The organism is Stutzerimonas azotifigens DSM 17556 (assembly GCF_000425625.1).
Taxonomy (GTDB): Bacteria; Pseudomonadota; Gammaproteobacteria; order Pseudomonadales; family Pseudomonadaceae; genus Stutzerimonas; species Stutzerimonas azotifigens.
Genome location: NZ_KE384415.1, coordinates 102,518 through 127,375, shown reverse-complemented (window position 1 = coordinate 127,375; position 24,858 = coordinate 102,518). Strand labels below are relative to the sequence as shown.

Annotated in this window: 20 protein-coding genes and 1 pseudogene; 5 read left to right on the top strand and 16 right to left on the bottom strand. The window is 68.3% G+C overall.

Annotated features, from left to right (window positions below; all coding sequences use genetic code 11):
- The first annotated feature begins 56 nt into the window (after window positions 1–56).
- Together H610_RS0118555 and H610_RS0118550 are read left to right on the top strand one after the other, a co-directional pair.
- Window positions 57–803, top strand: coding sequence for a YciK family oxidoreductase (locus H610_RS0118555; RefSeq protein WP_028241049.1), 747 nt, complete (start codon window positions 57–59; stop codon window positions 801–803).
- 186 nt (window positions 804–989) lie between these two features.
- On the top strand, window positions 990–1,913 hold the full coding sequence (locus tag H610_RS0118550) for a GGDEF domain-containing protein (RefSeq protein WP_236614325.1): 924 nt from the start codon (window positions 990–992) through the stop codon (window positions 1,911–1,913).
- Between the two features lie 742 nt (window positions 1,914–2,655).
- Here H610_RS0118550 and rluB read toward each other — a convergent pair.
- The 4 genes from rluB to zwf form a co-directional block, all read right to left on the bottom strand.
- Window positions 2,656–3,801 carry a 23S rRNA pseudouridine(2605) synthase RluB gene (gene rluB, locus H610_RS0118545; RefSeq protein ID WP_028241047.1) on the bottom strand — a complete coding sequence of 382 codons (1,146 nt, stop codon included), beginning with the start codon at window positions 3,799–3,801 and terminating at the stop codon, window positions 2,656–2,658.
- A gap of 96 nt (window positions 3,802–3,897) precedes the next feature.
- Entirely contained in the window at window positions 3,898–4,542 is a 645-nt protein-coding gene (locus H610_RS0118540; protein ID WP_028241046.1) for a bifunctional 4-hydroxy-2-oxoglutarate aldolase/2-dehydro-3-deoxy-phosphogluconate aldolase, read from the bottom strand.
- 20 nt (window positions 4,543–4,562) lie between these two features.
- The gene (gene pgl, locus H610_RS0118535; protein WP_028241045.1) at window positions 4,563–5,276 is read right to left on the bottom strand and encodes a 6-phosphogluconolactonase; all 714 of its coding nucleotides are present in this window, start codon (window positions 5,274–5,276) and stop codon (window positions 4,563–4,565) included.
- Window positions 5,263–6,732 carry a glucose-6-phosphate dehydrogenase gene (gene zwf / locus H610_RS0118530; protein WP_028241044.1) on the bottom strand — a complete coding sequence of 490 codons (1,470 nt, stop codon included), beginning with the start codon at window positions 6,730–6,732 and terminating at the stop codon, window positions 5,263–5,265. Before zwf ends, pgl begins: the two co-directional genes overlap by 14 nt.
- 154 nt (window positions 6,733–6,886) lie before the next feature.
- Here zwf and H610_RS0118525 point away from each other — a divergent pair, with 154 nt between their 5' ends.
- Window positions 6,887–7,747 carry a MurR/RpiR family transcriptional regulator gene (locus H610_RS0118525; RefSeq protein ID WP_028241043.1) on the top strand — a complete coding sequence of 287 codons (861 nt, stop codon included), beginning with the start codon at window positions 6,887–6,889 and terminating at the stop codon, window positions 7,745–7,747.
- Between the two features lie 749 nt (window positions 7,748–8,496).
- Here the strand turns inward: H610_RS0118525 and H610_RS0118520 are convergent.
- The 9 genes from H610_RS0118520 to edd form a co-directional block, all read right to left on the bottom strand.
- Window positions 8,497–9,708: a maltoporin gene (locus H610_RS0118520; protein WP_028241042.1), complete on the bottom strand. Its 1,212-nt coding sequence runs from the start codon at window positions 9,706–9,708 to the stop codon at window positions 8,497–8,499.
- 222 nt (window positions 9,709–9,930) lie between these two features.
- Window positions 9,931–11,085 (bottom strand): ABC transporter ATP-binding protein, encoded by a 1,155-nt coding sequence (locus tag H610_RS0118515; RefSeq protein ID WP_028241041.1) that lies wholly within the window; start codon window positions 11,083–11,085, stop codon window positions 9,931–9,933.
- 34 nt (window positions 11,086–11,119) lie between these two features.
- Window positions 11,120–11,938, bottom strand: coding sequence for a carbohydrate ABC transporter permease (locus H610_RS0118510; RefSeq protein WP_028241040.1), 819 nt, complete (start codon window positions 11,936–11,938; stop codon window positions 11,120–11,122).
- 79 nt (window positions 11,939–12,017) lie between these two features.
- The gene (locus H610_RS0118505; RefSeq protein ID WP_028241039.1) at window positions 12,018–12,938 is read right to left on the bottom strand and encodes a carbohydrate ABC transporter permease; all 921 of its coding nucleotides are present in this window, start codon (window positions 12,936–12,938) and stop codon (window positions 12,018–12,020) included.
- A 113-nt stretch (window positions 12,939–13,051) separates the two neighbouring features.
- Window positions 13,052–14,299: an ABC transporter substrate-binding protein gene (locus H610_RS0118500; RefSeq protein ID WP_028241038.1), complete on the bottom strand. Its 1,248-nt coding sequence runs from the start codon at window positions 14,297–14,299 to the stop codon at window positions 13,052–13,054.
- Between the two features lie 147 nt (window positions 14,300–14,446).
- A complete protein-coding gene (locus tag H610_RS0118495; RefSeq protein WP_043239012.1) occupies window positions 14,447–15,928 on the bottom strand; it encodes an ATP-binding protein in 1,482 nt (493 codons plus the stop codon).
- A complete protein-coding gene (locus H610_RS0118490) occupies window positions 15,912–16,646 on the bottom strand; it encodes a response regulator (protein WP_028241036.1) in 735 nt (244 codons plus the stop codon). Before H610_RS0118490 ends, H610_RS0118495 begins: the two co-directional genes overlap by 17 nt.
- Window positions 16,647–16,793: 147 nt before the next feature.
- Entirely contained in the window at window positions 16,794–17,756 is a 963-nt protein-coding gene (locus H610_RS0118485; protein WP_028241035.1) for a glucokinase, read from the bottom strand.
- Window positions 17,753–19,582 (bottom strand): phosphogluconate dehydratase, encoded by a 1,830-nt coding sequence (gene edd / locus H610_RS0118480; protein ID WP_028241034.1) that lies wholly within the window; start codon window positions 19,580–19,582, stop codon window positions 17,753–17,755. The genes H610_RS0118485 and edd overlap by 4 nt, the downstream gene beginning before the upstream one ends.
- Window positions 19,583–19,703: 121 nt before the next feature.
- Between edd and gap the strand changes: the two are divergent.
- Window positions 19,704–20,704 (top strand): annotated as a pseudogene (gene gap, locus H610_RS24200) (type I glyceraldehyde-3-phosphate dehydrogenase).
- A gap of 37 nt (window positions 20,705–20,741) precedes the next feature.
- The gene (locus tag H610_RS0118470; RefSeq protein WP_028241033.1) at window positions 20,742–21,206 is read left to right on the top strand and encodes a methylglyoxal synthase; all 465 of its coding nucleotides are present in this window, start codon (window positions 20,742–20,744) and stop codon (window positions 21,204–21,206) included.
- Window positions 21,207–21,599: 393 nt separating this feature from the next.
- Here H610_RS0118470 and scpB read toward each other — a convergent pair whose 3' ends face one another.
- From scpB to H610_RS0118455, 3 genes are all read right to left on the bottom strand, one after another.
- Complete coding sequence (scpB, locus tag H610_RS0118465) at window positions 21,600–22,382, bottom strand: SMC-Scp complex subunit ScpB (protein WP_028241032.1); 783 nt, start codon at window positions 22,380–22,382, stop codon at window positions 21,600–21,602.
- 7 nt (window positions 22,383–22,389) lie between these two features.
- Window positions 22,390–23,211, bottom strand: a complete 822-nt coding sequence (locus H610_RS0118460) for a segregation and condensation protein A (protein WP_028241031.1) — start codon at window positions 23,209–23,211, stop codon at window positions 22,390–22,392.
- Between the two features lie 417 nt (window positions 23,212–23,628).
- Window positions 23,629–24,843, bottom strand: coding sequence for a tryptophan--tRNA ligase (locus tag H610_RS0118455; protein WP_043239008.1), 1,215 nt, complete (start codon window positions 24,841–24,843; stop codon window positions 23,629–23,631).
- Window positions 24,844–24,858 lie beyond the last annotated feature (15 nt).

Below are 24,858 nucleotides of genomic sequence, written 5' to 3'. Positions count from 1 at the left end.
GTCCAGCCTCAAGCCTCCAGCGCTTTTATCGTCTCTTGATTTAGAAAGGTATTTCGATGTTCGACTACACCGCCCGCCCCGACCTGCTGGCCGGGCGCATCATCATGGTCACCGGCGCCGGGCGCGGGATCGGCGCGGCAGCGGCCAAAACCTACGCAGCCCATGGCGCCACCGTGCTGCTGCTCGGCAAGACCGAGGAGCACCTGAACGGCGTCTATGACGAGATCGAGGCGGCCGGCCATCCGCAGCCGGCGATCATTCCGTTCAACCTGGAAACCGCGCTGCCGCACCAGTACGACGAACTGGCGGCCATGATCGAGCGCGAGTTCGGCCGCCTCGACGGGCTGCTGCACAACGCCTCGATCGTCGGCCCGCGCACGCCCCTCGAGCAGCTGTCCGGCGACAACTTCATGCGCGTGATGCAGGTGAACGTCAACGCGACCTTCATGCTCACCAGCACCCTGCTGCCGCTGCTCAAGCTTTCCGAGGACGCTTCGGTGGTCTTCACCTCCAGCAGCGTCGGCCGCAAGGGACGCGCCTACTGGGGCGCCTACGCGGTCTCCAAGTTCGCCACCGAAGGCCTGATGCAGGTGCTGGCCGACGAGGTCGACGGCACCTGCGCGGTCCGCGCCAACAGCGTCAACCCGGGTGCGACCCGCACCGCCATGCGCGCCCAGGCCTACCCGGGCGAGAACCCCGAGGTCAACCCGCTGCCCGAGGCGATCATGCCGGTCTACCTCTACCTCATGGGGCCTGACAGCCGCGGCGTGAACGGCCAGGCGTTCGACGCCCAGACCCGCTGACGTCTTTCTGACGCACCGGCCGGCCTAGGCAGGCAATCTGCCAGCAGACCGGCACCCAACGGCGGCAAGCGCTTGCCGCCCTCGCCTGGACTAACGATTAATCCCTTTAAAATCAATCAGTTGGCAATTTGGCATCTTTCTCGCCAGACAACCGTCATCGGCACAGGTCGTGCCATAAGGATCGGCATGCCACGAGCAATGACCCAGAGCGAGACCAACACCATCGACATCTCGAGCGCGCGCGCCAAGCGCCCCGCCGCCCCGCCCTCGAAACGTCCGCCCAGCTTCACCGAGCTGTACCAGCAACTCGGCCAGCAACTGCAGACCACCCTGGAAGCGGACCGCCTGCTGGGCATCTTCTTCGAGCGGGCCGCCACCCTGCTGCCGCTTGCCGCGCTGGACTATCGCCACCCGGACACCGATCTGCAGCTGCAGATCGGCGAATCGGCGCCCCATAGCGTCGCCTATCGCCTGCGCCACCAAGGTGAGGACCTCGGCGAATTGCGATTCGAATACCGTCGGCCCCTCGACGACTTCCAGCTGAGTCAGCTGGAGGCCCTGCTCGGCGCCCTGTTCTATCCGCTGCGCAACACCCTGCTGTACCGGCGCGCACTGCTGACCGCCACCCGCGACCCGCTGACCGCCGTCGGCAACCGCCTGGCGATGAATCAGATGCTCACACGCGAGGTGGAACTGGCGCGCCGCCATGGGCATGCGCTTTCGGTGATCATGCTGGACCTGGATCATTTCAAGGCGCTCAACGATCGCCACGGCCACCCGGCCGGGGACGAGGCGCTCAGGCAGGTGGCTGCCCTGCTCAAGATGCGACTGCGCAACGCCGACATGCTGTTCCGGTTCGGCGGCGAGGAGTTTCTGGTACTGCTGTCGAACACCGGCCCGGAGGCCGCCATGGTGGTCGGCGAGCGCCTGCGCTCGGCCGTCGAAGGCTTGCCCTTCCAGGTCGAGGGGCAGTCGGTGCCGCTGTCCATCAGCCTCGGCTGCGCCACCTACCTGGCGCCGGAGAACCTGGACGAACTGCTCGGCCGTGCCGACCAGGCGCTCTACCTGGCCAAGCGCAGCGGGAGGAATCGCCTGAGTCTGGCGGTTTGAGCGAAAGCCTCGGAGGCCAGCCCGTCGGTCGCAGGCAGAGCCTGCTCCTACAGGTGGTCACCACAACCCCAGGCGGCGCCGGCGCTTTTCCCTTCTCCCTCCGGGAGAAGGTGGCCCGCAGGGCCGGATGAGGGAAGCGTGCACAGCGCCCTCACCCCAGCCCTCTCCCGAGGGGAGAGGGCGTTGTTTGGTGCCGGGGGGCGTGGCACCGTGCAGGTGCCGGTCGCAGGCAGAGCCTGCTCCTACAGGTGTTCACCACAACCCCAGGCGGCGCCGGCGCTTTTCCCTTCTCCCGCCGGGAGAAGGTGGCCCGCAGGGTCGGATGAGGGAAGCGTGCACAGCGCCCTCACCCCAGCCCTCTCCCGAGGGGAGAGGGGGTTGTTTGGTGCCGGGGGGCGTGGCACACCGTGCAGGTGCCGGTCGCAGGCAGAGCCTGCTCCTACAGGTGCTAACCGCAACCCCAGGCGGCGCCGGCGCTTTTCCCTTCTCCCGCCGGGAGAAGGTGGCCCGCAGGGTCGGATGAGGGAAGCGTGCACAGCGCCCTCACCCCAGCCCTCTCCCGAGGGGAGAGGGGGTTGTTTGGTGCCGGGGGGCGTGGCACCGTGCAGGTGCCGGTCGCAGGCAGAGCCTGCTCCTACAGGTGTTCACCGCAACCCTAAGCGGCGCCGGCGCTTTCCCTTCTCCCGCCGGGAGAAGGTGGCCCGCAAGGGCCGGATGAGGGGCTGCAGAAGCGTTCGCGGTCTTACGGCCGCTTGGGACGGTCACCACGGCCGAACCCCGGGCGCTGGCCGTCGCGGGCGACGGGGCGGCGCTTGTTCGGCGTGTTGCCGGCTTCGTCATCGGGACGCCGGGGGCGCTTGCGGCCGCTTTCGGTAGGGCGTTCGGCCAGCGGTGTGCCGCGGCCGCGCTCGGTGTCGGGACGCGGTTTGCGCTCGGTGTCCGGGCGCGTGCGGGCCGGGCGGCGTTCCGTGCTCACCGGCGGCGCGTCGGCCTCGTGCGCCGGACGCAGTACGCGCGGGCGCCGCTCGCTGCGCGCCATCGGCTTGGCAGCCTTGCGCTGCATGCGCTCGAGCTTCTCGCGGACCTTGCCCTTGACGTTCGGCAGCGCCACCGGCTTCAGCCCGACTTCCTCGCTGAGGATGTCGACTTCCGCCTGGGTCATCTCGCGCCAGCGGCCCATCGGCAGGTCGGAGGTCATGAACACCGGTCCGAAGCGCACGCGCTTGAGCCGGCTGACCACCACGCCCTGCGATTCCCACAGGCGGCGCACCTCGCGGTTGCGGCCTTCCATCACCACGCAGTGGTACCAGTGGTTCAGCCCTTCGCCGCCAGGCGCTTCCTGAACGTCGGTGAAGCGCGCCGGGCCGTCCTCGAGCATCACGCCGGTCTTCAGGCGCTCGATCATGGCCTCGTCGACCTCGCCGCGTACGCGCACGGCGTATTCGCGGTCCATCTCGTAGGAAGGATGCATCAGGCGGTTGGCCAGCTCGCCGTCGGTGGTAAACAGCAGCAGCCCGGTGGTGTTGATATCCAGCCGGCCGATGTTGATCCAGCGCCCTTCCTTCGGCCTGGGCAGCCGGTCGAACACGGTCGGGCGGCCTTCGGGATCGTCGCGCGTGCAGATTTCGCCGTCGGGCTTGTTGTAGATCAGCACTCGGCGCACGGTTTCGGTCGCCTGCTCGCGCTTGAGCGGTCGGCCGTCGACGGCGATCGCGTCCCGGGCGCCGATGCGCTGACCGAGGGTGGCGACCACGCCGTTGACCTGCACGCGGCCCTCGGCGATCCAGCTTTCGACTTCCCGGCGCGAGCCCAGGCCCAGGCGCGCGAGCACCTTCTGCAGTTTCTCGCCTTCCGGGGCGTGGGGTTGGTTCAGGTCATGTTCGGTCATCGAGGCACCTCCCGGTGTGTCAGTTCCGATGGAAAGAAGGGGCGCGCATCATACGCGCTCGCCGAGCGCCCCGCACGCTCCGGCGAGCGCTCCTGGTCAGCCGAGGGCGGCGAGCGCCTCGGCGGTCTTGCGCTCGATGGCTGCCCATTCGCCGCTGGCCAGGCTGGCTGCCTCGATCATCCAGGTGCCGCCGACGCACATCACGTTGGGCAGTTTCAGGTATTGCGCGGCATTGCCGGCGTTGACCCCGCCGGTCGGGCAGAAGCGCACGTTCGGGAAGGGGCCGCCGAGCGCCTTCAGCGCCGCGACGCCGCCGACCACCTCGGCCGGGAACAGCTTGAAGCGCCGGTAGCCGAGCGCGTAGCCGAGCATCACCTCGGAGGCGGTGCTGACGCCGGGCAGCAGCGGCACCGGGCAGTCGATCCCGGCCTGCAGCAACTCGGGCGTGGAGCCCGGCGAGACGATGAACTGCGCGCCGGCGTCGAGCGCCGCATCCAGCATGGCCTTGTCCAGCACCGTGCCGGCGCCGATGCACAGCTCCGGGCGCTCCTGGCGCAGGCGGCGGATCGCCGTCAGGCCGTGCTCGGACCGCAGGGTGATCTCCAGCGCCTTCAGCCCGCCGGCGGCCAGCGCATCGGCCAGCGGCAGGATCTGCTCCTCGCTGGCGATGGTGATTACCGGCAGGATTCGCGCCTGCTCGCAGAGGCGCTCGATCTGTTCGTTCTTCTGCTCCAGGTTCATGGGCATGTCGTCCTCGGGCCTCAGGGGCACCAGTAGATCTCGAGTGGGGAATGCAGGAAGGCCTTGACCGGCATCTCTTCATCGGTCGCGCCGAGCGCGCGGTTGAGCGTGTCGAGCTTGGCGGCGCCCTGGATCGCCAGGCACTGCAGGTGCGCGGCGGCGAGTACCGGGTAGGTCAGCGTGATGCGCTGGTGCGGCACGCTCGGCGCCAGCATCGGCAGGCAGCGCGCCTCGCCCTCGGGCTCCAGCGCGCGCGCGAGGTTCGGGCTGCCGGGGAACAGCGACGCGGTGTGGCCGTCGTCGCCCATGCCGAGCACCAGCACGTCGATCGGCTGCTTCAGCGCGGCCAGCGCCTGGTCGGCGTGCTGCGCGGCTTCTTCGAGGCTCGCTGCCGGATGGTAGAGGCCGATGAACTGCGCAGACGCGGCCTGGTTCTGCAGCAGGTGGCGCCGCACCAGGCCTTCGTTGCTGTCCGGGTGCGCGGGTGGCACCCAGCGCTCGTCGGCCAGGCTGACCTGCACCTTGCGCCAGTCCAGCTCGCGCCTGGACAGCGCTTCGAGGAAGGGCACGGGGCTGCGCCCGCCGGACACCACCAGGCTCGCGGTGTCGTCGATTTCGAGGGCGAACTGCAACGCACGGGCCACGCAGTCGGCCAGCTTTTCGGCCTGCTGATCGGCGCTGGCCAGGCTGTGCGCGATCACCCCGGTGGGCAGTTCGAGTTCAGAGATCGCCATACCAGGACCTCCCGTCACGGGTGATGAGTGCAATGGATGCCACCGGCCCCCAGGAGCCGGCCGGATAGGGTTTGGGCACGTCGCCCAGGCGCGTCCAGCCATCGATCAGCTGGTCGCACCATTTCCAGGCGTATTCGATTTCGTCCTTGCGCACGAACAGGTTCTGATTGCCCTGCATCACCTCCAGCAGCAGCCGCTCGTAGGCATCGGGAATGCGGACGCTCTTGTAGGTTTCCGAGAAATTCAGCTGCAAGGGGCCGCTGCGCAGGTGCATGCCCTTGTCCAGCCCCTGCTCCTTGGTCATCACCTGCAGCGAGATGCCCTCGTCCGGCTGCAGGCGGATGATCAGCCGGTTGCTGATCAGCGAGCGCTGTTCGGGGGCGAAGATGTAGAACGGCGGCTCCTTGAAGTGGATGACGATCTGCGACACCTTCTGCGCCATGCGCTTGCCGGTGCGCAGGTAGAAGGGCACGCCGGACCAGCGCCAGTTGCAGATCTCCGCGCGCAGGGCAACGAAGGTCTCGGTGCTGCTCTCGGCGTTGGAGTTCTCCTCCTCAAGGTAACCGGGCACCGCCTTGCCACCCACCGTGCCGGCCGCGTACTGGCCGCGCACCACGCGCTGGCTGAGCTTTTCCGGCGGGATCGGCGCCAGCGCCTTGAGCACCTTGACCTTCTCGTCACGGATGCTGTCGGCGGTCAGGTCCGCCGGCGGGTCCATGGCGATCAGGCAGAGCAGCTGCAGCAGGTGGTTCTGGATCATGTCGCGCAGCTGCCCGGCCTGGTCGAAGTAGCCCCAGCGCCCCTCGATGCCGACGGTTTCGGCGACGGTGATCTCCACGTGGGAAATGTGGTGCTGGTTCCACTGGGTCTCGAACAGGCTGTTGGCGAAGCGCAGTGCGATCAGGTTCTGCACCGTCTCCTTGCCCAGGTAGTGGTCGATCCGGTAGATGCGGCTCTCCGGAAAGTGCTCGGCCACCGCATCGTTCACCACGCGCGAAGACGCCAGGTCGTGGCCGATCGGCTTCTCCAGCACCACCCGGGTTCGCTCGGCGAGGCCGGCGGCCGCCAGGTGCCGGCAGATGTCGCCGTAAACTGCCGCCGGCGTGGCGAAGTAGGCGATCAGTGGCAGGCCCGGATCGACCCGCTCGGCCAGCGCCTGGTAGTCCTCGCCGCGGCGGAAATCCATCGTCAGGTACTGCAGGCGCGAGCGGAAGCGGTCGAGCACCCGCTCGTCCAGTTCGTGGGGCGGCACGTAGCGCCGCAGCGCTTCATCGATACGCGCCAGATGCGCCTCGGACTCGCCGCCGTCGCGCGACAGTGCCAGCAGGCGGGTGGCGCCGTTCAGTAGGCCGGCGCGGTCGAGCTGGTACAGGGCCGGAAACAGCTTGCGCAAGGCGAGATCGCCAAGGGCGCCGAACAGGGCGAAGGTGGTGGCTTCGACAGAGATGGCTGGCATGTTCTGAATACTGACCAATTAATAGCGTTTCAACCGTGCGACACGGCGTATCTTAAGCAGCCCATGTTGTTATTCAAACAACATTGTGGGCTCTTTTCTGGCTGCGCCGCATGCCCGGTATGATCCGCACGCAGCGGCACTCAAAGGAACAGACATGGATCACGTGCGAAATCTTCTCGAGCAGATCAAAAACCGACTGGATGACCTGAACAAGGCCGAGAAGAAGGTCGCCGAAGTGATCCTGCGCGACCCGCAGCAGGCGACCCGCTACAGCATCGCCGCCCTGGCGCAGGCCGCCCGGGTCAGCGAGCCGACGGTCAACCGCTTCTGCCGCTCCTTCGGCGTCGGCGGCTACCCGGAGCTGAAGATCCAGCTGGCGCAGAGCCTGGCCAGCGGCGCGGCCTACGTCAGCCGCGCGGTGGAGGCCGACGACGGGCCGGAGGCCTATACCCGCAAGATCTTCGGCAGCGCCATCGCCTCGCTGGACGCCGCCTGCAAGAGCATCGACCCGCAGGCCATCAGCGGCGCGGTGGATCTGATGATCCAGGCCCGGCAGATCCACTTCTTCGGCCTCGGCGCCTCGGCGCCGGTGGCACTGGACGCGCAGCACAAGTTCTTCCGCTTCAACCTGCCGGTCAGCGCGCACGACGACGTACTGATGCAGCGCATGCTGGCCTCGGTGGCGCACACCGGCGACCTGTTCGTGATCATTTCCTACACCGGCCGCACCCGCGAGCTGGTGGACGTCGCGCGCCTGGTGCGCGACAACGGCGCCTCGGTGCTCGGCCTGACCGCCGCCGGCTCGCCGCTGGCGCGCGTCTGCACGCTGAGCCTGGACATCCCGTTGCCGGAGGACACCGACATCTACATGCCGATGACCTCGCGGCTGATCCAGCTGACGGTGCTCGACACCCTGGCCGCCGGCGTCACCCTGCGCCGCGGCGTGGACTTCCAGCCGCACCTGCGCAAGATCAAGGAAAGCCTGCTGCCGACGCGCTATCCCAACGAGGAGTGAGCCCGGTCTGGTGACCGAGTGGCCCGGCGTAGCAGCAGAGCATCGCCCCGAGGGCGGGCCTCCCACAAAAGCAACCTGCGCCACCCCGCCCTGTGGGAGGCGCGCCCCCGCGGCGACCAGGCAGGCAAGCTCGCCGGACCTCGCCCTCATCCGGCCCTGCGGGCCACCTTCTCCCGAAGAGAGAAGGGAAAGATCGTGCAGCCGGAGATTCTGGCACGAGGTCCGTAGGAGCGAGCTTGCTCGCGAACCGGGCTGCACGACGCCCGGCCATTGCCACGCCATCCCCCTCTCCCATCGGGAGAGGGCCAGGTGAGGGCTTGCGTGCACGCCCCCTCATCCGGCCCTGCGGGCCACCTTCTCCCGCGGGGAGAAGGGAAAAGCACGCGTCTATGGCTTCGACGTACGCCTGTAGGAGCAGGCTCTGCCTGCGACCGGGCCTGCACGCTACGGCGAATCAACACTGAACACCCCCCTCTCCCTCCGGGTGAGGGCTGGGGTGAGGGCTTGCCCGCGAGGCACTGACGGCCCGCATCCGGCCCTGCGGGCCACCTTCTCCGCGGGAGAAGGGAAAAGCTCGCGGTCTGCGCCGCCCGGTTGCGGACCTGCTCCGGTAGACGTACCGCCTTGCCGGCCCCGCCCTGGCGAAGCCGCCTGAATAAAAAAGGAGGCCCCGAGTCCGTCCCCTCGGAACCCCCAAGCTCACGCACGGTGGCTTGCGCCCCCGCCCTACCCTCGGTCGCCCGAAGTCTTCACCACCAGTATTCGACCTGCACCCCGTAGTTCGAGCCGTGCAGGTCGTTGCCAAAGGTGCCCGTGTCCGACAGGGCGCTGCCCGCCTCGGCCGCCGCCTGGGCCGCCTCGTTCCACTTCGCGTAGGTGTAGTACAGGCGCACTTCCGGGCGTGCCCAGAAGCCACCGCCGGCCGGCGACCAGGCAGTGGCGAGCGTCGCCTTGGTCAGCTTGCGGGTGTCGTCGTCGGTCTCGATGCGATCATGGCCCAGCTCGGCCATCAGCTTGATTTCCTCGGTCAATGCGTAGACCGGGCGGATGCCGAAGGACATCCACTCCGAGTCCGGGCCGAGGTTGCGCTTGTCCTTCTGGTAGATGGCCGCGACCTGCCCGGAGAAGCGCGGGGCGATGGCCCAGTCGAAGAATTCCACGAACCGCCAGCTGCGGTCGCTGCTGTCGAGCGTGACGTCGCCGGTGTAGCCCAGGCCGGTGCCCGGCCCGCGGCCATACTGCACAGCAAAGGTGTTCAGGCCGCCGAGGAATTCTTCCTGCTTGTGCTGCACGGTCAGCGCCCAGCCGCTGTTCTTGTCGTGCCCGCTCGGCTTGTCGATGTAGCTGAGGCCGAATTCGAGCTGGCCGTTGGGATTGGAATCGAAGCCGCCGACGTTGAAGTCGTGCCGGCTGATGTACTCGTCCTGGAAGTAGCTGTCCTTGCGCGAGAAGGCGTAGCTGTAGGTCAGCCCGTTGATCTCCATGTCCTCGACGCCGAAGCCGGTCGCGCTCTGGTTCCAGTAGTAGTAGTCGTTGATGTGAATGTCGTTGCGCTTGTAGAACCGGCGGCCGGCCCACAGCGAGCCGTTGTAGAGCGCCGGGATGTCCGACCACTCGACCCAGTTCTGCACCAGCCGCGCCCAGCCGTGGTCGCCGTCGAAGCGCGGGGTGTGGTCGTACTCGTTGTACAGCGCCAGCATGCCCTCCACGCTCAGCACCGAGCCGTCGGCGAAGGTCACCAGGTCCTGGCGCAGGTCCAGCTCGGCGTACTGTTCGCATTCGTTGCCGAGGCGGTACTTGGCGGGCGCACCCGGCAGCTGGAAGCAACTCTGCGAATCGCTGCCCGAGGAGTCGCCGATGCCGGAACGCATGTAGCCGCTGAATTCCAGCGCATGACCGCTCAAGGGCAGGCTCAGCCCAACCGCAGCCGCTGCCAGCGTCAAACCAGCTGTTGTTTTCATAGTTTCTCCATCTGCTCTTATTGTTATTCACCGCTCGGAACCGAACGCCGTCCTGCGCAACATCGCTCCTGGCGACAGGACGGCGCGTCACTGCCTGCGCTCCTTGCACCATCAGAACACGCGGCCCCGGCGGCCGCCGGTACGAAAACACCCGGCGGCTGCGCCGTTCTTGCCTGCACCGTTTCCTTCCGGACCTATGAGTACCGCTCTGGACCGGAGGTTTCAGCGCGGATGCAGGCGGCTGACCTTCTTTGCCGAACCGTTGCTCCTGGCCGGCCCCAGGGCGATTCGCTCGCCGCTGCCGGCATCGAACAGCAGCACACGCGCCGGGTCGAACTGCAACGCCAGCACCTCGCCGACCCGCGGGTCGATCTCCGGCGGCAACCGGCAGCACACCTTGGTGTCGTTCAGCTCGACGAAGGCCAGGGTGTCCGGCCCGGTGGGCTCGGTGACCTTCACCTCCGCCAGCACGGTGGGCAGCGAATGGCTGCCGGCGATGCCGATCTGCTCCGGACGGATGCCGAGCAACAGTTCGCGCCCGTCCAGCGTCTCGTCCCCGGCAAGCTCGAGCGGCAGCTCGCAACGCGCCTGCCCGCTGTCCAGCGCGGCGAGCCACTGCGCGCCCTGGCGCCGCGGCCGCACCGGCACGAAGTTCATCGGCGGCGAGCCGATGAAGCTGGCGACGAACAGGTTGGCCGGGTCGTTGTAGATCCCCCGCGGGCTGGCGAACTGCTGGATCACCCCGTCCTTCATCACCGCCACCTTGTCGCCGAGGGTCATGGCCTCGATCTGGTCGTGGGTGACATAGACGGTGGTGGTCTTCAGGCGCTGGTGCATGAGCTTGATCTCGGTGCGCATCTCCACCCGCAGCTTGGCGTCGAGGTTCGACAGCGGCTCGTCGAACAGGTAGATCTTCGGCCGCCGGGCCAGCGCACGGCCCATCGCGACGCGCTGTTGCTGGCCACCGGAGAGTTGCGCCGGCTTGCGCTCGAGCAGGTGCTCGATCTGCAGCAGCCGGGCCACGCGGGCGACCTCCTCGTCGATCGTCGCCTGCGGCACCTTGCGCATCTTCAGGCCGAAGGCGATGTTGTCGCGCACCGTCATAGTGGGGTACAGCGCGTAGGACTGGAACACCATGGCGATGTCCCGGTCCTTCGGTCCCGTGCCGGCCACGTCCTGCCCGTCGATCAGGATCTGCCCGCCGGTGATCGCCTCCAGCCCGGCGATGCAGTTCATCAGGGTCGACTTGCCGCATCCGGAAGGCCCGACGAGGATCAGGAATTCGCCCGAGTCGATCTTCAGCTCGATGTCCTTCAGCGTGTCCGGCGCGCCGCTGGCGTAGCGCTTGTTGAGGTTGCGCAGTTCGAGGGATGCCATCTTCAGTCTCCGAAAACGTATGGCCGCGCCAGGCTCAGCCCTTCACCGCGCCGGACGTGAGCCCGCGCAGGAAGTACTTGCCCGCCAGCACGTAGACCACCAGGGTCGGCAGCCCGGCGATCATCGCCGCGGCCATGTCGACGTTGTATTCCTTGATTCCCGTGCTGGTGTTCACCAGGTTGTTCAGCGCCACCGTGATCGGCTGGGTGTCGCCGCTGGCGAACACCACGCCGAAGAGAAAGTCGTTCCAGATCTGGGTGAACTGCCAGATCAGGCAGACCATGATCGTCGGGATGGACATCGGCAGCAGGATGCGCCCGAAGATGGTGAAGAAGCCGGCGCCGTCCAGCCGCGCGGCGCGCACCAGCGCCTCCGGCACGCTGACGTAGAAGTTGCGGAAGAACAGCGTGGTGAAGGCCAGGCCATAGACCACGTGGACCAGCACCAGGCCGGTGGTGGTGTTGGCCAGGCCGAGCTTGCCGAGGGTGAAGGACGCCGGCAGCAGGATCACCTGGAACGGCAGGAAGCAGCCGAACAGCAGCAGGCCGAAGAACAGCTGCGAGCCGCGGAAGCGCCACATGGACAGCACGTAGCCGTTGAGCGCGCCCATCACGGTGGAGATCAGCACCGCCGGCACCACGATCATCACCGAGTTCCAGAAGTAGCTGCCGACCACGCCCCAGGCCTTGATCCAGCCGATCAGGGTGAATGCCTCCGGCCAGCTCAGCAGGTTGCCGGTGCGGATGTCCTCCGGCGTCTTGAAGCTGGTCAGCAGCATCACCACCAGCGGCACCAGGTACAGGGCGCAGGCCAGGATCAGGGTGGCGTGGATGGCCAGGCGGCTTAAGCTCATCGCCCTCATCCGGCGCTTCGCGCCGCCTTCTCCCGGGGGAAGAAGGACATCGGAGGATCGTCGCTGCGCGACGCTCACATCACTCATGGCGCTTGGTCCTCAGTTCGGAATACAGGTAGGGCACCAGGATCGCCAGCACGGCGCCGAGCATCAGCATTGCGCTGGCCGCGCCCAGGCCCATCTGCCCGCGGGTGAAGGTGTGGGTGTACATGAACATCGCCGGCAGGTCCGAGGCGTAGCCCGGCCCGCCGGCGGTCATCGCCGCGACCAGGTCGAAGCTCTTGATGGCGATGTGCGCGAGGATCATCAGCGAGCTGAAGAACACCGGGCGCAGGCTCGGCAGCACGATGCGCAGGTAGATGGTCGGCAGGCTCGCGCCGTCGACCTGCGCCGCCCGCACGATGGACGGATCGACGCCGCGCAGCCCGGCGAGAAACAGCGCCATGACGAAGCCCGAGGCCTGCCACACGGCGGCCATCACCAGGCAGTAGACGACCCGGTCGGGGTCCACCAGCCAGTCGAAGCGAAAGCCTTCCCAGCCCCAGTCGCGCAGCAGCTTGTCCAGGCCGAGCCCGGGGTTGAGCAGCCACTGCCAGGCGGTCCCGGTGACGATCATCGACAGTGCCATGGGGTACAGGTAGATCGTGCGGATCGCGCCCTCGGCGCGGATGCGCTGGTCCAGCAGCACCGCCAGCAGCACGCCGAGACACAGGCTGATGGCGATGAACAGGCCGCCGAACACCAGCAGGTTCTGGCTGGCGACCCACCAGCGATCGTTCTCCATCAGGCGCATGTACTGGGCAAGCCCGACCCACTTGTAGCTCGGCATGAAGCGCGAGTTGGTGAACGACAGCAGCAGCGTCCACAGGATGTAGGCGTAGAAGCCCACCAGCACGATGACCACGCTCGGGGCCAGCACCAGCTTCGGCAGCCACGCCTGCAGCCAGTCCGTCGACCGGCCGTGCGAGGCCTTGGGGGAAAACACCGCGACTGAACTCATGAAGCGCTCCGCGACCCGGGCTCGCCGGCACCTTCGGGACGAACGCTCCCGAAGGCGCCTGCGGCACCTGGAAAGAATTGGAGACGGCCGCCGATGCGCCGGCGGCCGGACGACTACTGCACCGCCTGGATCGCGGCTGCCAGCTGCCGGGCCGCCTGCTGCGGATCGGCGTTGGGGTCGTTGAAGAAGTTGGTCACCACGTCGAACACCGCGCCCTGCACGTAGCTGGAGGCGGCCATGCCGTGCGCCAGGCTGGGCTGCAGGCCCTCGCCCTGGGCGGCCTGCTTGAAGTCCTGCATGGATTTCTGCGCGCAGCTGTCGAACGCGCTCATGTCCTGGTCCAGGCGGACCGGGATCGAGCCCTTGTTCTGGTTGAAGACCTGCTGGAACTCCGGCTCGATCACGGTGCGCGCCAAGTCTTCCTGGGCCTTGCGGTCGTCCTCGTCGCTGAGCTTGAACATCGCCAGGGAGTCGATGTTGTACGCGAAGCTGCCCTGGGTGCCGGGGAACGGCAGGCACTGATAGTCCTCGCCGGCCTTCTTGTTCGCCGCGGTCCACTCGCTCTTGGCCCAGTCGCCCATGATCTGCATGCCGGCCTTGCCGTCGATCACCAGGCCGGTGGCGCGGTTCCAGTCGCGCCCGGCGGCGTCGGCGTCGACGTAGCTGCGCAGCTTCTTCAGCGCGGCGAAGGCCTGCACCATCCTGTCGCCGGTCAGCACCTCCTCGTCGAGGTCGACGAAGGCCTTGTGGTAGTCCTCGGGGCCGAGAATGCTCAGCGCCAGGTCCTCGAACACGGTGCCGTCCTGCCAGGGCTGGCCGCCGTGGGCGATGGCGATGTAGCCGGCGGCCTGGAGCCTGTCGGCCGCCGCCCAGAGCTCGTCGAGGGTGGTCGGCGGCTGGGCGCCGGCCTTCTCGAACACCTCGGGGTTGACCCACAGCCAGTTGACGCGGTGCACGTTGACCGGCACCGCCACGTAGGAACCGTCGTACTGCATGACCTCGGTCACCTGCCTGGGCAGCAGCTCGTCCCACCTGCCCTGCTCGGCGACCTCGTCGAGGTCGGCGAGCAGCCCCAGCTCGCCCCACTCCTGGATGTCCGGGCCCTTGATCTGCGCCGCCGAGGGCGGATTGCCGGAGACGGCGCGGGTCTTGAGCACGGTCATCGCCGCTTCGCCGCCACCGCCGGCAACGGCGAAGTCCTTCCAGGTGTGGCCCTTCTGCTCGACCAGCTTCTGCAGGGTGTCGGCCGCGCGCTTCTCGCCGCCGGAGGTCCACCAGTGCAGCACCTCCACTTCACCGGCATGGCCGACCAGGGGAAAGGCAAGGGAAATGGCGAGCGCCAGGCGATTCATGGCATTCATCTCGATCGGTTCCTTCTTGTTGTTCTGTCCACAAGTCGGTGTGCTTGTGCTGAAGGGAGTCTAGGAGCGGCCGGCAGCAGGATGGGTAACGAAGGGAAAAGCAAAGGTCACCGGGCCGTTACAAATGCATGGGGATCGGTAACCGGCTCAGGCGGCATGGCTGCGCCCCGCCTCGCGCGGGAAGCGCAGCGTCACCCGCAAGCCGCCCTGGCGCAGGTTGCGCAGGCTGACTTCGCCGCCATGGGCATGGGCGATGTTGCGCGCGATGCCCAGGCCCAGGCCGTAGCCCTGCTGCTGGCCGGACAGCCGGACGTGCGGCTCGAACACCTCCTCGAGGCGCTGCTCGGGCACACCCGGCCCCTCGTCGTCGACGTGCAGCACCAGCGCCTCGGCGCCGTCCTCGATGCGCAGGTGCGCCCGCTCGCCGTACTTCAGCGCGTTGTCCAGCACGTTGCCGATGCAGCGCTTGAGCGCCAGCGGCTTGCCCGGATAGGGCGCCAGCGCCCGCCCCTCGATGGACACGCGGCCGTCGCCCTGCGGCGGCAGGTAGGGCTCGACGATGTAGCGGATCAGCTGGTTGACGTCCACCGGCTCGACGTTCTCGTGGATGTCGGTGTCCTTCACGCACTGCAGGGCGCCCTTGACCAGCAGCTCGAGTTCGTCCAGGTCGTGGCGGAAGCTCTCCTGCTGCTCCTCGTCGTCGAGCAGCTCCACGCGCAGGCGCAGGCGCGTGATCGGCGTGCGCAGGTCGTGGGAGATGGCGCTGAACAGCTGGCCGCGCTCGGTGAGATAGCGGCCGATCCGCTCGCGCATGCTGTTGAACGCGCGGCTGACCTCCACCACCTCGCTGCCGCCCGCCTCCGGCAGCGGCTCGACCTCGTCGCCCACCGACATGTTGCGCGCCGTCGCCGCCAGGCGCTTGAGCGGCCGGCTCTGCCAGTGCACCAGCACGCCGATGAACAGCAGCAGGAAGGCGCCGGTCAGCACGATGAACCACAGCTGCTGGGCCGGCAGCCCCTCGCTCTCCAGGCTGACGTAGGGCGCCGGCATCAGTGACGCCAGGTACAGCCACTCGTTCGGCGCGATCCGGATCTGCGTGACCAGCACCGGCGGCGCCAGCGGCTCGAAGCCGAGCGCATAGTGGGCCCAGGAGCGCGGCAGTTCGTCGAGCTTCAGGCCGCCGTTGAAGATGCGCAGGTCGTGCGGACTGACGAACTCCACGGCGAGGTCCACCGAGCGCCCCAGCTGCTGCCGCAGGACCTGCTCCACCTCGCTCAGCACGGCGCGCTTGCGCGGCGTCTCCGGCAGCACGCGCATGCTCAGCTCCTTGTCGTTGAGCGAGACGAAGAAGCGCGTGCCGCCCATGCTGCGCAGCTGATCGAGCACCAGCGGCCGGTAGCCCAGCGGCAGCGAGCGGAAGTAGGCGACACTGGCGGCCATCGATTGCGCCAGGCTGCGGGCGCTGGTGCGCAGCCCTTCCATCTGGCTGGCGCGCAGCTGCGACAGCCAGATCAGGCTCGACAGCCCCTGCGCCAGCAGCACCGCGAGCAGCGTCAGCAGCAGCATGCGCCCGAGCAGCGAGCGCGGCACCAGGCGCAGACGGCGGCGCGGCTCAGCCGAGGGTGTCATGGTGCGGCACCACGGTGGCCGTCAGCAGGTAGCCGCTGCCGCGCACGGTGCGGATCAGCCGCGGGCACTTGCCGGTGTCGCGCAGGCGCTGGCGCAGGCGGCTGACCGCCATGTCGACGATGCGGTCGAGCGGCATCACTTCGCGCCCGCGGGTGGCGTTGGCGATGGTGTCGCGATCGAGGATCTGTTGCGGATGGTCGAGGAACAGCTTGAGCAGGGCGAAGTCGGCGCCGGACAGGAAGGTTTCCTCGCCGTCGCTGTGGAACAGCCGGTGGTTGATCATGTCCAGCCGCCACTCGCCGAAGGCCAGCACGTCGCTGCTGCGCTCCTGGCCGAAGTGCACGCGGCGCAGCAGCGCCTTGATCCGCGCCAGCAGCTCGCGCGGGCTGAACGGCTTGCCGAGGTAGTCGTCGGCCCCCAGCTCGAGGCCGACCACCCGGTCCGCCTCGTCGGAACTGGCGGTGAGCATGATGATCGGCATCTGCGCCAGGCGCTGGTGGCCGCGCACCCAGCGGCAGAGGCTGAAACCGTCCTCGTCCGGCAGCATCACGTCGAGGATCACCAGGTCGGGCGCCGTCTCGAGCAGCGCCTCGCGAAAGCTCCCGCCATCGGGCACGGTGCGCACCTGGAAGCCGGAGCGGCTCAGGTAGGTGTCCAGCAGTACACGGATTTCCCGATCGTCGTCCACCAGCAGGATGGATTTCCCGGCTTGCGTCACATCGCGTCCCTTTTCTTGTTATATCGGCCGGCCAAGCATGGCGCGCCGCCGCGCCATGTCAACCAGGCCGCGCCTGTGGCGGCGGCCGCCTCGCGGTTCTGCGATCGAGCACGCAGTCGCGGCGGCCAGCGCCGTCCGTGCGGCCGCTCAGCGCCGGCCGGCCAGCACCTGCTGGACCGCCACGCCGGCGCCTTCCAGGCCCGGATACTCGGCGGTCACCAGCCACACCGGGATGCCGTCGAGGTAGCGGCTCATGCCGCCCTTGTCGGAAAAGGCCGCGTCGAAGCCGCTGCGCAGGAAGAAATCGGCGAAGCGTGGCACCACCCCGCCGACGATGTACACGCCGCCGCGGGCGCCGACCGTCAGCACGTTGTCGCCGGCGACCCGGCCGAGCCAGGTGCAGAACTGTTCCAGCACGGCCTCGGCGTAGCGGTCGCCCGCCAGCGCCGAGGCGGTGACCTGCGCCGGCGAGTCCAGCGTCGCCTCGCAGCCGTCGAGCGCGCAGCTGGCCCGGTAGAGGTTGAGCAGGCCGCCGCCGCTGAGAATGGCTTCGGCGTTCACATGGCCGATCTGCCGGTGCACGTAGGTCCAGAGCGCCGCCTCGCGCTCGCTGCCCACCGGGAGGCAGATGTGCCCGCCCTCGCCCGGCAGCGCCATCCAGCCGCCGGGCAGCGACAGCAGCGTGGCCACGCCGAGCCCGGTGCCGGGGCCGATCACCAGGCACGGCCGCCCCGGCTCGCCCTCGCCTTGGCGCACGCAGATGCGCTCGTCCGGCTGCAGGCGCGTCATGCCCAGGGCCATGGCGGCGAAGTCGTTGATCAGCAGTAGGTCGTCCAGCCCCAGATTGCGGCTGAAGTTCGAGCGGCTCAGCACCCACCGGTTGTTGGTGAAGCGAAATTCGTCACCGCCGACCGGGCCGGCGCAGGCCAGGCACACCGCGGTGAGCGCATCCACCGACGCGCCGATGTCATCAAGATAGGCGCGCACGGCATCCTCAGGCGTCGGGAACTCCTTCGTTGGCAGCACGCGGATGCACTCCAGCTGCTGGTCCTGCCAGAGTGCGAAGCGGGCGTTGGTGCCGCCGATGTCTCCAACCAGTGCCGTCATCACTCGAGCTCCTCGAGCGCTTCGGTGAAGGCACTGGCGCCCTTCTCCGCCGGACTGAACGCGTTGCGCATGAAGGCGAACAGTTCGCGCCCGTAGCCGATTCCGCGGTCGCTCGGCGGCGGCGCCAGCTCGCGGGCGGCCCATTCGGCGGCGTCGACGCGGATGAACAGCTCGCCCGTCTCGCCGTCGACGCGAATGATGTCGCCGTCGCGCACGCGTGCCAGCGGGCCGCCGTCGATCGCTTCGGGGCTGACGTGGATCGCCGCCGGCACCTTGCCGGAGGCCCCGGACATGCGCCCGTCGGTCACCAGCGCGACCTTGAAGCCGCGGTCCTGCAGCACGCCGAGGAAGGGCGTGAGTTTGTGCAGCTCGGGCATGCCGTTGGCCTTCGGGCCCTGGAAGCGCACCACGGCGATGAAGTCCCGCTCCAGCTCGCCGGCCTTGAAGGCCTCGGCCAGCTCCGCCTGGTCGGCGAACACCCGCGCGGGCGCCTCGACCACCCGGTGCTCCGGCGCGACCGCGGAGATCTTGGTCACGCCCCTGCCGAGATTGCCGTCCAGCACGCGCAGGCCGCCTTCCGGCGAGAACGGCCGGTCGGCCGGGCGCAGGATGTTCTCGTCGAGGCTATGGGTCGCGCCCTCGCGCCACACCAGCCGGCCGTCTTCCAGGCAGGGCTCCTGGGTGTAGCGGCGCAGACCGTGCCCCATCACGGTGTTGACGTCCTCGTGGAGCAGCCCGGCATCGAGCAGCGTGCGCACCATGAAACCGACGCCGCCGGCGGCGTGGAAGTGATTCACGTCGGCGCTGCCATTGGGATAGACCTTGGCCAGGGTCGGGGTGACCGCCGAGAGGTCGGCCATGTCCTCCCAGGTCAGCTGGATGCCCGCGGCGCGGGCGAATGCCGGGATGTGCAGCGTGTGATTGGTCGAGCCGCCGGTGGCATTGAGCGCCACCACCGAGTTGACGATGGACTTCTCGTCGACGATCCGGCACAGCGGCAGGTAGTTGCCGGTCTGACTGGTCAGGCGCGTCACCTGGAGCGCCGCCTCGCGGGTCAGCGCGTCGCGCATCGGCGTGTAGGGGTTGACGAAGGACGCGCCCGGCAGGTGCAGGCCCATGATCTCCATGACCACCTGGTTGGTGTTGGCGGTGCCGTAGAAGGTGCAGGTGCCGGGGCTGTGGTAGGACTTCATCTCCGAGTCGAGCAGTTCCTCACGGGTCGCCTTGCCTTCGGCGAAACGCTGCCGCACCTCGGCCTTCTCCTTGTTCGGGATGCCCGAGGGCATCGGGCCGCCGGGCACGAAGACCGTCGGCAGGTAGCCGAAGCGCAGGGCGCCGATCATCAGCCCGGGCACGATCTTGTCGCAGATGCCGAGCATCAGCGCCGCATCGAACATGTTGTGCGAGAGCGCGACCACGGTGGACATGGCGATCACTTCGCGGCTGGCCAGGCTCATTTCCATGCCCGGCTCGCCCTGGGTGACGCCGTCGCACATGGCCGGCACGCCGCCGGCGAACTGGCCGACCGAGCCGACCTCGCGCAGGGCCTCCTTGATGACGTTCGGGAAATGCTCGTAGGGCTGATGCGCCGAGAGCATGTCGTTGTAGGCCGAGACGATGGCGACGTTGACCTCGTTCATCAGGCGCAGGCGCTGCTTGTCGTCCGCCACCCCGCAGCCGGCGACCCCGTGGGCGAAGTTGGCGCACGGCAGCCGCGCCCGCTGCGGCCCCTCGCTCGCCGCGGCGGCCATCATGGCCAGATAGCGTTCACGGGTCTTGCGGCTGCGTTCGATCAGCCGCTCGGTGACTTCTTGGACTCGTGGATGCATGTCATCACTCCTGATCAGACTTCGTAGCTTCAGCTACAAAAATGCGTGGTCGACGGCTTGATTTCTATTTTGTCAGGAATAATCTCGTAATTCCCATAACATTTACGACTCGGGACAGCCTATGACCATCCGCATCGCCATCAACGGTTTCGGCCGTATCGGCCGCAATGTCCTTCGTGCGCTGTACGCCTCGCCCCACCGCCAGGAACTGCAGGTGGTCGCCATCAACGACCTCGGCACCCCGGCCATGAATGCGCACCTTCTGCAGTACGACAGCGTTCATGGCCCATTCGACGCCCGGGTCGAGGCGAATGACGAGCAGTTCGTCGTCAACGGCGACCCTATCGCGGTGAGCGCGATCCGCAACCCCGCCGAGCTGCCCTGGCGCGAGCACGCGGTGGACGTGGTGTTCGAATGCACCGGCCTGTTCACCAGCCGCGACCAGGCCGCCGCCCACCTGCAGGCCGGCGCGCGCAAGGTGATCATCTCCGCCCCCGGCAAGGGGGTGGACGCGACCATCGTCTACGGCGTCAACCACGACAGCCTGCGCGCCTCGCACCAGATCGTCTCCAACGCCTCCTGCACCACCAACTGCCTGGCCCCGGTGGCCCAGGTGCTGCACCGCGAGTTCGGCATCGAACACGGGCTGATGACCACCATCCACGCCTACACCAACGACCAGAACCTCTCGGACGTCTACCACAGCGACCCGTACCGGGCCCGCTCGGCCACCCAGTCGATGATTCCCACCAAGACCGGCGCCGCCGAGGCCGTCGGCCTGGTGCTGCCGGAACTCGCCGGCAAGCTTACCGGAATGGCGGTGCGCGTCCCGGTGATCAACGTGTCGCTGGTCGACCTGACCGTCGAGGTGGCGCGCGAGGTCAGCGCGGAGCAGGTGAACGCGGCCATGCTGGAGGCCAGCCGGAACTCGCCGATCCTCGCCTGCAACGCGCTGCCGCTGGTCTCCTGCGACTTCAATCACACCCCATGTCGTCCATTTTCGACACCAGCCACACCAGGGTGAGCGGTCGCCTGCTCAAGGTAATGGCCTGGTACGACAACGAGTGGGGCTTCTCCAACCGCATGCTGGACACCTGCCGCGCGCTGTTCGCCGCGGCCTGAGGCGGCGACTGCCGGCGAGACGAAGAAGGGATCGACCATGGAACCAATGAAATTCGTCAACGGCCAGCTGCCCGCCCGCAAGCGCTTCGCGCTGGTGGCGCACGATCGCTGCAAGCCGTACCTGCTGACCTGGGCGGAACGGCAGAAGGCGGTGCTCGCCCGCCATGAGCTGCTCGCCACCGGCACCACCGGGCGGTTGCTGTCGCAGCGCCTGGGCCTGCCGATCGAGAGCATGCTGAGCGGCCCGTTGGGCGGCGACCAGCAGATCGGCGCGCGCATCGCCGAGCGCCGCGTGGACGTGCTGGTGTTCTTCTGGGACCCGTTCGAATCGCAGCCGCACGACCCGGACGTCAAGGCGCTGCTGCGGCTGGCGGCGGTGTGGAACATTCCGGTGGCGAGCACCGAAAGCACCGCCGACTACCTGCTCTCCAGCCCGTTGCTGGACCAGGCGCATACCTGCCGCATCCCCGACTACGAGGGTTACCTGGCGGCGCGGCCGTGAGGATGGAGTCCGGGGGTCGGGCCTGGCTCAACCCACGAAGAGCCGGCCCCTGGCCGGAGATCGCCGCGAGGGCGCGCCTCCCACAGAAAGCCGGTGCGGCACCGCGACTTCCGTGGGAGGCCCGCCCCCGGGGCGACGCTTATTGTGGGAGCGGTCTTGACCGCGAACGAAATTCCCACCGCCCCATTCGCGGCCAAGGCCGCTCCTACGAAAAGCCGGACTGGGACCGAAGATCGCCGCGAGGGCGCGCCTCCCACAGGGGCCGGTGCGGCACCGCGGCTTCCGTGGGAGGCCCGCCCCCGGGGCGATGCTTCTGGTAGGAGCGGTCTTGACCGCGAACAAGCCCATCGCGGTCAGGACGCACCTGCAAGAAGTTGGTGCGCTGCCTGCTTGCTAGGAATCCGTCCGCTCCGCCTGCGTCGACGCCTCGTCGGCCCCCTGCTCCGCATCGTCGCTCTCCTGCTGCCGGGCGAGGTCATCGAAATCGGTCTTGAGCCCCTGCTCCATGTTGTCGAGTTCGGCCAGTAGCGAACGGAAGCTGGTCTGCTCGTGCGGTTCGGCGGGGGTTTCCAGGTCGGCGCGGGCCTGCAGGTCGTCGGGCACCGGGCGGTCGTCGTCGAGCACCGGCAGGGGCTCCGGCTCCATCTCGCGGAGCACGGCGAGCGGCGGCAGTTCGTCGAGGCTGGCGAGGTTGAAGTGGTCGAGGAAGGCCTTGGTGGTGGCCAGCATCGCCGGGCGCCCGGGCACGTCGCGGTAGCCCACCACGCGGATCCACTCGCGCTCCTGCAAGGTCTTGACGATCTGGCTGTTGACCGCCACGCCGCGGATCTCCTCGATTTCGCCGCGAGTGATCGGCTGCCGGTAGGCGATCAGCGCCAGCGTTTCCAGCAGTGCGCGGGAGTAGCGCTGCGGCCGCTCCTCCCACAGCCGGCCGACCCAGGGCGCGTAACGCTCGCGCACCTGCAGGCGGTAGCCGGTGGCCACCTCCTTGAGCTCGAACGCCCGCCCCTTGCAGGACTTCTCCAGCTCGCCTAGCGCCTTCTTCATCAGCGCCGGGCCGGGCCGCTCGTGTTCCTCGAACAGCTCGGCGAGCCGCTCCAGCGACAGGGGCCGGCCGGCGGCGAGCAGAAAGGCCTCCAGCAGGCCGGCCAGGTGTTTGGGATCGGAGAGGTTCATGGGGCGTTCACTCGACTCGGGCGTGCACGTGAATGGGGGCGAAGGGTTCGTTCTGCACCAGTTCCACCAGCGACTCCTTGATCAGTTCGAGCACCGCCATGAAGGTCACCACCACGCCCAGCCGTCCCTCCTCGAGGCGGAACAGCTGCACGAAGGGCACGAAGCCGCCGCCCTTGAGCCGCTCCAGCACTTCGCTCATGCGCTCGCGGGTGGTCAACGCCTCGCGTGTCACCTGGTGGCTTTCGAACATGTCGGCGCGGCGCAGCACCTCGGCCATGGACAACAGCAGCTCCTCGAGACTGACTTCCGGCAGCAGCTTGCGGGCCCGCGCGGCCGGCGCGTCCAGGCGCGGCACGTGCAGTTCGCGGCCGACCCGCGGCAGCGCATCGAGGTCCTCCGCGGCGGTCTTGAAGCGCTCGTACTCCTGCAGGCGGCGGATCAGCTCGGCACGCGGGTCGTCCTCCTCGGCCTCGGCCCCGGACGAGCGCGGCAGCAGCATGCGCGACTTGATCTCGGCCAGCATCGCGGCCATGACCAGGTACTCGGCCGCCAGCTCCAGGCGCACCGACTTCATCAGCTCGACGTAGCCCATGTACTGGCGGGTGATCTCGGCCACCGGGATGTCGAGGATGTCGATGTTCTGCTTGCGGATCAGATACAGCAGCAGGTCGAGCGGCCCCTCGAAGGCTTCGAGGAAGACCTCCAGGGCGTCCGGCGGAATGTACAGATCCAGCGGCAGTTCGGTGAACGCCTCGCCATAGACCAGCGCCAGCGGCAGCTGCTCGCCGGGCTGGGGGACGTCGGCGGCCTGGGCCTCGGACTCCTGCATGGAACCTCGCCTGCGGTTGGACGGAAAGTGCGCATGGTGCCACGCCGACGCCGCGCTGCCGACCCCACGGGCGTGGAATCCGTCGCGCGGGTTGCCTGTGGGAAGCCCTGTTCCGGAATCCCTCATCCGGCCCTGCGGGCCACCTTCTCCCAGAGGGAGAAGGGAAAAGCCCGCGGCTTCGGCGCACACCTGTGGAGCACGCTCCGCCTGTGGGAGGCGCGCCCTCGCGGCGACTGAGCAGGCACAACCAAAAGCTCGCCCCGGGGGCGGGCCTCCCATAACCGTACCGTTGTTCTGGAATCCCTCATCCGGCCCTGCGGGCCACCTTCTCCCCAAGGGAGAAGGGAAAAACCGGCGGCCTGGGTGCTCTCCTGTAGGAGCAGGCTCTGCCTGCGACCCTCTCCCGGCGGCCGACAGTCAGCGGTAATTCAGCCCCACCGCCCGGCGCACGTCGGCCAGGGTCTCGCGGGCCTCGTCGCGGGCGCGGTCGGCGCCTTCGGCGAGGATGCTGCGCACCAGGTCGGGGTTCTGTTCGTAATCCAGCGCCCGCTCCTGCAGCGGTGCCAGTTCGGCCTTGATCGCGTCGATCAGGGGCGTGTTGCATTGCAGGCAGCCGATGCCGGCGCTGCGGCAGCCCTGCTCGGCCCAGCGGCAGACATCCTCGCCGGAATGCGCCCGGTGCATGTGCCACACCGGGCAGCGCGTCGGCTCGCCGGGGTCTTCGCGACGCACCCGCGCCGGGTCGGTGGGCATGCGCCGAACCTTTTCCTCGACCTCCTCCGCGGTGTCGCGCAGGAAGATCGCGTTGTTCACCGACTTGCCCATGCGCTCGCCGTCCAGCCCGGCGAGCCGCGGGTTGTCGCTGAGCAGCTCGCGCGGTTCGGGCAGCAGCAGCCTGCCGCTGCCTTCGAGATAGCCGTACAGCCGCTCCTGGTCGCCCAGGGTGATGGTCTGCTGTTCCTTGACCACCGCCCGCGCGGTGTTCAGCGCCTCGAGGTCGCCCTGCTCCTGGTAGGCCTTGCGCAGGCTGACGTAGAGCTTCGAGGTCTTGCGTCCGAGCTTGCGGATCGCCGCCTCGGCCTTGACCTCGAAGTCGGGTTCGCGGCCGTACAGGTGGTTGAAGCGGCGGGCGATGTCGCGGGCGAACTCGACGTGGCTGACCTGGTCGCCGCCTACCGGCACCAGGCCGGCGCGGTAGAGCAGGATGTCGGCGGCCTGCAGCAGCGGATAGCCGAGGAAGCCGTAGCTGTTCTGGTCGGTGTGCTGCAGGTCGTGCTGCAGATCGCGGTAGGACGGCATGCGCTCCAGCCAGCCAAGCGGGCAGATCATCGACAGCAGCAGGTGCATTTCCGCGTGTTCCTGCACCTGCGACTGCACGAACAGCGTGGCCGAACTGGGGCTGATGCCGGCGGCCAGCCAGTCCACCGCCATGTCCATGACGTGCTGGGCGATGCCGGCGCTGGCCTCGTAGTCGGTGCTCAGCGCGTGCCAGTCGCTGATGCAGAAGAAGCAGTCGTACTCGTGCTGCACCCGTATCCAGTTCTTCAGCACGCCGTGATAGTGGCCCAGGTGCAGGCGCCCGTTGGGCCGCATGCCCGAGACGACGCGCCGTTGCGAATCCAGTGCGCTCAAATCCGGTTCCTTGAT

Bases quoted from the DNA above. Each gene is read 5' to 3' on its own strand.
- H610_RS0118555 (WP_028241049.1), top strand. From the start codon at position 57: ATGTTCGACTACACCGCCCGCCCCGACCTGCTGGCCGGGCGCATCATC.
- H610_RS0118550 (WP_236614325.1), top strand. From the start codon at position 990: ATGCCACGAGCAATGACCCAGAGCGAGACCAACACCATCGACATCTCG.
- rluB (WP_028241047.1), bottom strand. From the start codon at position 3,801: ATGACCGAACATGACCTGAACCAACCCCACGCCCCGGAAGGCGAGAAA.
- H610_RS0118540 (WP_028241046.1), bottom strand. From the start codon at position 4,542: ATGAACCTGGAGCAGAAGAACGAACAGATCGAGCGCCTCTGCGAGCAG.
- pgl (WP_028241045.1), bottom strand. From the start codon at position 5,276: ATGGCGATCTCTGAACTCGAACTGCCCACCGGGGTGATCGCGCACAGC.
- zwf (WP_028241044.1), bottom strand. From the start codon at position 6,732: ATGCCAGCCATCTCTGTCGAAGCCACCACCTTCGCCCTGTTCGGCGCC.
- H610_RS0118525 (WP_028241043.1), top strand. From the start codon at position 6,887: ATGGATCACGTGCGAAATCTTCTCGAGCAGATCAAAAACCGACTGGAT.
- H610_RS0118520 (WP_028241042.1), bottom strand. From the start codon at position 9,708: ATGAAAACAACAGCTGGTTTGACGCTGGCAGCGGCTGCGGTTGGGCTG.
- H610_RS0118515 (WP_028241041.1), bottom strand. From the start codon at position 11,085: ATGGCATCCCTCGAACTGCGCAACCTCAACAAGCGCTACGCCAGCGGC.
- H610_RS0118510 (WP_028241040.1), bottom strand. From the start codon at position 11,938: ATGAGCTTAAGCCGCCTGGCCATCCACGCCACCCTGATCCTGGCCTGC.
- H610_RS0118505 (WP_028241039.1), bottom strand. From the start codon at position 12,938: ATGAGTTCAGTCGCGGTGTTTTCCCCCAAGGCCTCGCACGGCCGGTCG.
- H610_RS0118500 (WP_028241038.1), bottom strand. From the start codon at position 14,299: ATGAATGCCATGAATCGCCTGGCGCTCGCCATTTCCCTTGCCTTTCCC.
- H610_RS0118495 (WP_043239012.1), bottom strand. From the start codon at position 15,928: ATGACACCCTCGGCTGAGCCGCGCCGCCGTCTGCGCCTGGTGCCGCGC.
- edd (WP_028241034.1), bottom strand. From the start codon at position 19,582: ATGCATCCACGAGTCCAAGAAGTCACCGAGCGGCTGATCGAACGCAGC.
- H610_RS0118470 (WP_028241033.1), top strand. From the start codon at position 20,742: ATGGAACCAATGAAATTCGTCAACGGCCAGCTGCCCGCCCGCAAGCGC.
- scpB (WP_028241032.1), bottom strand. From the start codon at position 22,382: ATGAACCTCTCCGATCCCAAACACCTGGCCGGCCTGCTGGAGGCCTTT.
- H610_RS0118460 (WP_028241031.1), bottom strand. From the start codon at position 23,211: ATGCAGGAGTCCGAGGCCCAGGCCGCCGACGTCCCCCAGCCCGGCGAG.